The sequence below is a fragment of the Sphingosinicella sp. genome (assembly GCF_052387495.1).
Classification (GTDB): Bacteria; Pseudomonadota; Alphaproteobacteria; order Sphingomonadales; family Sphingomonadaceae; genus Allosphingosinicella.
In genome coordinates, this window is record NZ_JBQTJC010000143.1 from 1 (window position 1) to 7,915 (window position 7,915).

The following is a 7,915-nucleotide window of genomic DNA, read 5'->3' on the forward strand; positions in this document are numbered from 1 at the left end:
CCGGCCGCGGCTGGCGCGATCCGGGCCTCTCGATCGACATTGAGGGCGATTGGCGCGGCCGCCTTTCGATCGCGCCCTTCGGCGCCGGCTACGACCATTGGCGAACCGCGGTCGTCCTCGCAAAGGAACGCGGCAACGCCACGATCGGCTTCGTCGACGGCACCACCGGCGAGCTCCCCGCCAGCCTCGCCTCGATGCCGCGGCGGGGCACCGGCGAACCCGCTTTCTCGGCTTTGCGCCCGGGCGCGATCATCGCGGTCGAGCGGCAGGGCGAGAGCGGCAATGTCTGGGCGCTGCGCTCGATCCCCGAAATCTCCGGCGCGATCATCGCCGAGGAGGTCGCTTCGGGGCGCATCCGCGCGATGCAGGGCGGCTTCGACGCGCGCCTTTCCGATTTCAACCGGGCGACGCAGGCGCAGCGCCAGCCGGGCTCGGCCTTCAAGCCGTTCGTCTATGCCGCGGCGCTCGACGCGGGGATGACGCCGGCCTCGATCATCATCGACGGCCCGTTTTGCGTGAATCCGGGCCGGGCCGGGCAAGATTGCTTCCGCAATTTCTCGGGCGGCTATGCCGGACCGCAGACGATGCGCTGGGGCCTCGAGCAGTCGCGCAATTTGATGACCGTGCGCGCTGCCAACCAGGTCGGCATGGACCGGGTCAACCGGCTCGCCGAGGCCATGGGCGTGGGCGAGAATTATCCGAACGTGCTGCCGGTTTCGCTCGGCGCCGGCGACACCACCGCGATGCGGATCACCAACGGCTTCGCGATCATGGCCAATCAGGGCCGGGCGCTTACCCCGACCGTGATCGACTATGTCCAGGACCGGCGCGGGCGCGTGATCTGGCGCGCCGACACCCGCCCGTGCGAAGGCTGCAACGCGGCCGACTGGGACGGACGGCCGATGCCCCGCCCGCCGCTTCGCACCCGCCAGGTGATGGATCCGATGACCGCCTATCAGGTCGTCCACATGCTCGAAGGGGTGGTCGAGCGCGGCACCGCGACGATCCTGCGCGATTTGGGTCGCCCGCTCTTCGGCAAGACCGGAACGACCACCGGCCCGACCAACGTCTGGTTCGTCGGCGGCTCGGCCGAGATCGTCGCCGGCGTCTATATGGGCTACGACCGGCCGCGGCCGATGGGCCATTACGCGCAGGGCGGCCGGATCGCGGCGCCGATCTTCCGCCAGTTCGCGCGGACCGCCTTCGAAGGCATGCCGGTCCTCCCCTTCCGCGCGCCACAGGGCATCCGCATGGTCGCGATCGACCGCCGCTCCGGCCGCCGCGCGCCCGGCGCCTGGCCCGGCACCGATCCGCGCGCCGCCGTGATCTGGGAAGCGTTCAAGCCGGAAAGCGAGCCGAGGCGCACCGCGACCCGCGAGGAGCTCGATCCCAATGCCGGCCGCCCGGCCCAGACCGTCGTCCGGATCGACCGGCGCGACAGCGATTTCTTGCAAAGCCAGGGCGGCATCTATTAGGCCGTCGCCCCGTCCCGTCATCCCGGCGCAGGCCGGGATCTCGTGGACATAAGGTTTCGGCGGGTCGCGCCGGGAGGACGAAAGGATTTTCATGCGCGCCGAAGCGCAAGCCTCCATCGATCAGATCCGCTCCGCGCTCGATTTGCTGCGCCGCTTCCTCGACTGGGACCGCGCGCTGAAGCGGCTCGAGGAGCTGAACGCGAAGGTCGAGGATTCGAAGCTTTGGGACGATCCCAAGGCCGCGCAGGGGGTGATGCGCGAGCGCCGTCGGCTGGACGAGGCGATCGGCGCCACCCGCGTGATCGAACGCGACCTCGCCGATACGACCGAATTGATGGAGATGGCCGAGGCCGAGGGCGACGCGAAAATGGTCGACGACGCCGTGGCCGCGCTTAACGCGCTCGCCGAGCGGGCCGAGCGCGACAAGGTCGCCGCTTTGCTCGCCGGCGAGGCCGACGCCAACAACACCTATGTCGAGATCAACGCCGGCGCCGGCGGCACGGAGAGCCAGGATTGGGCCGAGATGCTCCAGCGCATGTACGCGCGCTGGGGCGAGCGGCACGGCATGAAGGTCGAATTGGTCGCTCATCATGCCGGCGAGCAGGCGGGGATCAAATCGGCGACCCTGCTTCTCCGCGGCGAGAACGCTTATGGTTATGCCAAGACCGAGAGCGGCGTGCACCGGTTGGTGCGGATCTCGCCCTATGACAGCTCGGCGCGCCGCCACACCAGCTTCGCCAGCGTCTGGGTCTATCCCGAGGTCGACGAGGATATCGATATCGAGATCAATGAAAGCGACCTCAAGATCGACACCTACCGCGCGTCCGGCGCCGGCGGGCAGCACGTCAACACCACCGATTCGGCGGTGCGCATCACCCATTTGCCGAGCGGGATCATCGTCGCCTGCCAGAACCAGCGCAGCCAGCACAAGAACCGCGCCGAGGCCCTGAAGCAGCTGAAGGCGCGTCTCTACGAAGCGGAACTTCAGAAACGCGAGGCCGAGGCGAGCGCGGGCTACGAAGCGAAGACCGACATCGGCTGGGGCCACCAAATCCGTTCCTACGTGCTCCAGCCCTATCAGCTGGTGAAGGATCTCAGGACCGGGGTCACCTCCACCTCGCCGTCCGACGTGCTTGATGGCGATCTCGACCGGTTCATGGCCGCCGCCTTGTCGCAGCGGGTGACCGGCGAGAAGGTCGAGGTGGAAGATGTGGATTAGAGAAGATGTGGACTAAGGGCGCCGCCCTCCTCGCTCTGGTCCTGCTCGGCGGCTGCCGGCAGCAGGAACAGAAGGCCGCCTTCCCAGCGCCGCAGCGCCCGGTCGCGCCGATAGTTTCCTCCGCCTATCGCGACGAGGAGGCGCGCGACAGTGTCGGCGAGTTCCAGACCGTGGTGCGCCTCGCCGAAATCGGCCCCGGCATGTCGATCGCCGACATCGGCGCCGGCCAGGGCTATTATACCGTGCGCCTCTCGCCGATCGTCGGCCGGGCCGGCCGCGTGCTCGCCGAGGACATCGTCCCGGACACGATGCGGACGCTCGGCCAGCGCGTCCAGCGCGAGCGGCTCGACAATGTCGCGATCCGGGTCGGCCAGCCCAACGACCCGCAGCTCCCCGACCGCTCGTTCGACCGCATCCTGATGATCCACATGTATCACGAGATCGCCTCGCCGTTCGAATTCCTCTGGCATTTGCGCGACGATCTCAAGCCAGGTGGCAGCATCATCGTCGTCGACGCCGACCGCAGCACCGACCGGCACGGCACGCCGCCGAGACTGCTGGTCTGCGAGTTCAACGCCCTTGGCTACGAGCTCAAGCGCTTCGAGCGATTGCCCGACAGCGAATCCTATTTCGCCTCGTTCGAGCCGACCGGCGACCGGCCCGAGCCGGGCCAAATCCCGGCCTGCGCGCTTTAGGGGGCCAGACTCATAGGCTAGAGCAGGCCGAGCGCGCGGAAGCTGGCGCACTCGCCGGCGGCGAAGATCAGATGGTCGTGGAGGCGGATGCCGAGCGCCTCGGCGGTGGCGGCGAGGCGGCGCGTCGCCTGGATGTCGGCCTCGCTCGGCGTAAGGTCCCCACTCGGATGATTGTGGGCAATGACGAGGCCCGTGGCGTTCAGGGCGAGCGCGCGCTTGAAGATCGCGCGAAGCGGGAGATCGACGGCGCCGGGGCCGGCGGCATCATGCTCTTCGATTGCGAGCTGCCGCTGCCAATCGTCGAGAAGGAGCACGACGAGCTTCTCCTCCGCCGCGTCGGAAAAAAGCGGCGCGACGAGATTGGCTGCCTGCCTCGCTGTCGCGATCTGCACCCACTGGCCATGCCATCGCGCGGACCGACCCGGACGAAAGGGCTGATCCGGATCGGATCAAATTTCCCTCCAATTTGAATTGGAATCGGGCCATAGCGTTGGCGATGCGCACCTATCTCGATCTGCTCCGGCTCATCCTCGACGAAGGCGTCGAGCAACAGGACCGGACCGGTGTCGGCACCCGCTCGGTCTTCGGTCATCAAATGCGCTTCGACCTCTCGGCGGGCTTCCCCTTGCTTACCACCAAGAAGCTGCACCTGCGCTCGATCGTCATCGAATTGCTCTGGTTCCTGCGCGGCGACACCAACGTGCGCTGGCTGCAGGAGCAGAAGGTGAGCATCTGGGACGAATGGGCGGACGAGCAGGGCGATTTGGGACCCGTCTATGGCAAGCAATGGCGCCACTGGCCTGCCGCCGACGGGCGCGAGATCGACCAGATCGCCGGCCTGGTCGACCTGATCAGGCGCGAACCCGCCTCGCGCCGCCAGATCGTCACCGCCTGGAACCCGGCCGACCTCCACCTCATGGCGCTCGCCCCCTGCCACTGCCTGTTCCAGACCCAGGTGGCGGGCGGCAAGCTTCACCTTCAGCTCTACCAGCGCAGCGCCGACGTCTTCCTCGGCGTTCCCTTCAACATCGCGAGCTACGCGCTCTTGACGCACATGCTCGCCCAGCAATGCGGGCTCGAGCCGGGCACCTTCGTCTGGACCGGCGGCGATTGTCATCTTTATTCCAATCACTTAGAGCAGGCGCGCGAGCAACTGACGCGCGCGCCGCGGCCGCTGCCGAAGCTCACCATCCTGCGCCGCCCTGGAGCGATCGACGAATACCGCTATGAAGATTTCGAGATTTCCGCCTACGACCCCCATCCGCACATCAAGGCGGAAGTCGCCGTCTAGGCCCGTCGCGCAGGAAGAGAGATGAGCAGAGCCCCCTATATCGTCGGCTGGATGGGCAGCCTCGCTTTGGCGTTCGTGATCGGCCTGTTCGTCGGGCGCGGCAGCGGCACCGAGACGGCCGCGCCGGCGATCGACCAGAATCTGGTGACGCGCGCGCGGGCGCCGGACGAGAATGCGCTGATCGCCGCCAATGCCGAGCGGCCGGAAGCCCCCGCGCCGGCACCGCCCGCCCGACCGGAGCAGCCGCCGGTGGTCCAGGAAGCCTCCTCGACGCTCGAGCGCCAACCGCTCGACGAGTTCGATGCGGTCGAAGAGGCGGCCGAACAGGCCGAGGACGGCGGCAAGCCGCCGCGCTGAGGCCACGCGGTCGCCATTGACGGAGACCGGTGCGCCTCCGCATAGCGCGATGCGATGCGGCATCTTAGCTTCGCCTTCTTCATCGGACTGATCGGCGCGTTTGGCTTTGCGCCCTGGTCGCTGTGGCCGGTGACGCTTGCCGCCTTCGCCCTGTTGCTCTGGCTGATCGAGACGGCGCCGAACTTGCGCAGCGCGCTGGCGCGGGGCTGGTGGTTCGGTGTCGGCCAGTTCGCGCTGGGCCTCAACTGGATCGCGACCGCCTTCACCTATCAGGCGGCGATGCCCGCCTGGCTCGGCTGGATCGCGGTGGTGCTGCTCTCGCTCTATCTCGCCGTCTTCCCGGCCGCCGCCGCGGGTCTGGCCTGGCGCTGGGGCCGCAAGCAGCGGTTGGCGCTGGTGCTGATTCTCGCCGCCGCCTGGATCGTCACCGAGTGGCTCCGCGCGACCCTCTTCACCGGCTTCGCCTGGAACCCCGTCGCCGTCGCGCTCGTGCCGAGCGGTCTGGCGGGGATCGCTCAGTGGATCGGCACCTATGCCCTGTCCGGCGTGGCTGTATTGTTCGGCGGCGCCTTGTTTCTCGCCGCGCATCGGGGCAACCGAACCTCCGCGGCCCTGCTTCTCGCCGGCTTAAGCGGCGGGGGCGCGGCGCCCGGGGCGGCGGGGCCGTCGCCCGCGCCGACGGGCACCGCGATCCGCATCGTCCAGCCCAATATCGGCCAGCAGAACAAGTGGGACCCGGGCTTCGAGGCCGAGAATTTCCGACGGCTGGCGGCGCTGACCGGGCGCCCGGAGGCCGAGCCGCGGCTGATCCTCTGGCCCGAGGCGGCGACGCCCGACTTCCTCTCGATCGAGCCCGGCGCGCGGCGCCGGATCGCCGCGCTGATAGGTCCCAATGACCTGCTCCTCCTCGGTGGCGTCGAGCTGGTCTTCGACGCCCAAGGCGAGCCGGTCGCGGCCTATAACAGCTTGTTCACGCTCGATCCTCAGGGGCGTCTCCGGGGCCGCTACGACAAGGCGCACCTCGTTCCCTATGGCGAATATCTGCCCATGCGGCCCTTCCTGTCAGCGATCGGGATCAGCCGCCTCGCGCCCGGCACGCTCGATTTCCTGAGCGGGTCGGGGCCGCGCACGCTCGACCTGCCCGGCTTCGGCCGCGCCGGCGTCCAAGTCTGCTACGAGATCATCTTCTCAGGCCAGGTGGTCGACCGCGGCAACCGCCCCGACTTCATCTTCAACCCCTCCAACGACGCTTGGTTCGGCGCTTGGGGCCCGCCGCAGCATCTCGCCCAAGCGCGCCTCAGGGCGATCGAGGAGGGCCTGCCGGTGCTCCGCGCCACGCCCACCGGCATATCCGCCGTGATCGATGCGCAAGGGCGGCTGCTCGCCAGCATCCCCCAAGGGCAGGGCGCGGCGATCACGGGTCGGCTACCGGCCGGCGGGGCCCCGACACTCTTCGCCCGTTTCGGCAATCTCCTAGCCTTCATTTTCGCCGCTCTGCTCGTCGCGGCGGCGATTGCAGTGCGCCGCAAATCCGGCTAGGGCGCAGACATAAGGATATCTTTATATCCGCAAATCCCAGCTCTCCCAAGAGGACCAGCCAGCGATGCGCAGCAATTATCTCTTCACGTCCGAATCGGTGTCGGAAGGCCATCCGGACAAGGTCGCCGACCAGATTTCGGACGCGGTGGTCGATCTCTTCATCGGCCGCGATCCCGAGGCGCGCGTCGCCTGCGAGACGATGGTCACGACCAACCGCATCATCCTCGCCGGCGAGGTCCGCTGCCGCGAGGACGTGACCCCGACCATGTCCGAGATCGAGGAAGCGGCGCGCGGCATCGTCAAGAAGATCGGCTACGAACAGCACGGCTTCCACTGGCAATATGCCGATTTCGCCTGCCACCTGCACGGCCAATCGGCCGACATCGCGCAGGGCGTCGACGAGGCGGGCAACAAGGACGAAGGCGCGGGCGATCAGGGCATCATGTTCGGCTTCGCCTGCGACGAGACGCCGGACCTGATGCCGGCGACGATCCATTATTCGCACCGCATCCTCGAAATGCTCGCCGAGGCGCGCCATACCGGCGAGGCCGATTTCCTCGAGCCCGACAGCAAGAGCCAGGTCACGCTGGCCTACGAGAACGGCAAGCCGGTCCGCGCCGTGAAGCTGGTCGTCTCGACCCAGCACGCCAAGGGCTACGACCAGGCGAAGCTGCGCGATTATGTGAAGGGGGTCTTCGCCGACATCCTGCCCTCGGGCTGGATGCCGAACGACGACGAGGCGATCTTCGTCAACCCGACCGGCCTGTTCGAGATCGGCGGCCCTGACGGCGACGCCGGCCTCACCGGGCGCAAGATCATCGTCGACACCTATGGCGGGGCGGCGCCGCACGGCGGCGGTGCGTTCAGCGGCAAGGACCCGACCAAGGTCGACCGGTCGGCCGCTTATGTCAGCCGCTATCTCGCCAAGAACATCGTCGCCGCCGGCCTCGCCCGGCGCTGCACGATCCAGCTCAGCTACGCGATCGGCGTCGCCGAGCCGCTCTCGCTCTATGTCGATCTGCACGGCACCGAGGCGAACGGCGCGAGCGCGGCCCAGCTGGAGGAGGTGCTGCCCCAGCTCGTCCGGCTGACCCCGAAGGGCATCCGCACCCATCTCGGCCTCAACCGGCCGATCTACGTGCCGACCGCCGCTTACGGCCATTTCGGCCGCAAGCCGGCGAACGATTTGTTCAGCTGGGAAAAGACCGACCTCGTCGACGCGCTGAAGCAGGCGATCTGAGCCCGACGCCATGGCCGCCGACGCGAACCTCTACGGACTGTTCGCGGCGGCCGCCGAGGGCGCAGGCGACACGCCCGTTTTCGTCGAGGGCGGCGAGGC

At 68.3% G+C, this 7,915-nt stretch carries 8 protein-coding genes; 7 read left to right on the forward strand and 1 reads right to left on the reverse strand.

Annotated elements, in window-relative coordinates; translation table 11 throughout:
* The 3 genes from ACT4N8_RS08210 to ACT4N8_RS08220 form a co-directional block, all read left to right on the forward strand.
* On the forward strand, window positions 1-1,475 hold a 1,475-nt coding region (locus ACT4N8_RS08210), incomplete at its 5' end, for a penicillin-binding transpeptidase domain-containing protein (protein WP_444857647.1).
* A 91-nt stretch (window positions 1,476-1,566) separates the two neighbouring features.
* Window positions 1,567-2,694: a peptide chain release factor 2 gene (gene prfB, locus ACT4N8_RS08215; RefSeq protein WP_444857648.1), complete on the forward strand. Its 1,128-nt coding sequence runs from the start codon at window positions 1,567-1,569 to the stop codon at window positions 2,692-2,694.
* 5 nt (window positions 2,695-2,699) lie between these two features.
* The gene (locus tag ACT4N8_RS08220) at window positions 2,700-3,389 is read left to right on the forward strand and encodes a class I SAM-dependent methyltransferase (RefSeq protein ID WP_444857649.1); all 690 of its coding nucleotides are present in this window, start codon (window positions 2,700-2,702) and stop codon (window positions 3,387-3,389) included.
* A 17-nt stretch (window positions 3,390-3,406) separates the two neighbouring features.
* Here the strand turns inward: ACT4N8_RS08220 and ACT4N8_RS08225 are convergent, their stop codons facing one another.
* Complete coding sequence (locus ACT4N8_RS08225; RefSeq protein WP_444857650.1) at window positions 3,407-3,781, reverse strand: JAB domain-containing protein; 375 nt, start codon at window positions 3,779-3,781, stop codon at window positions 3,407-3,409.
* A gap of 104 nt (window positions 3,782-3,885) precedes the next feature.
* Between ACT4N8_RS08225 and ACT4N8_RS08230 the strand changes: the two genes are divergently transcribed.
* The 4 genes from ACT4N8_RS08230 (at window position 3,886) to metK (ending at window position 7,816) form a co-directional block, all read left to right on the forward strand.
* Complete coding sequence (locus ACT4N8_RS08230) at window positions 3,886-4,680, forward strand: thymidylate synthase (RefSeq protein WP_444857651.1); 795 nt, start codon at window positions 3,886-3,888, stop codon at window positions 4,678-4,680.
* 21 nt (window positions 4,681-4,701) lie between these two features.
* Window positions 4,702-5,037, forward strand: coding sequence for a hypothetical protein (locus ACT4N8_RS08235; RefSeq protein ID WP_444857652.1), 336 nt, complete (start codon window positions 4,702-4,704; stop codon window positions 5,035-5,037).
* Between the two features lie 54 nt (window positions 5,038-5,091).
* Complete coding sequence (lnt, locus tag ACT4N8_RS08240; RefSeq protein WP_444857653.1) at window positions 5,092-6,576, forward strand: apolipoprotein N-acyltransferase; 1,485 nt, start codon at window positions 5,092-5,094, stop codon at window positions 6,574-6,576.
* A 64-nt stretch (window positions 6,577-6,640) separates the two neighbouring features.
* Entirely contained in the window at window positions 6,641-7,816 is a 1,176-nt protein-coding gene (gene metK, locus ACT4N8_RS08245) for a methionine adenosyltransferase (RefSeq protein WP_444857654.1), read from the forward strand.
* The last annotated feature ends 99 nt before the right edge of the window (window positions 7,817-7,915 follow it).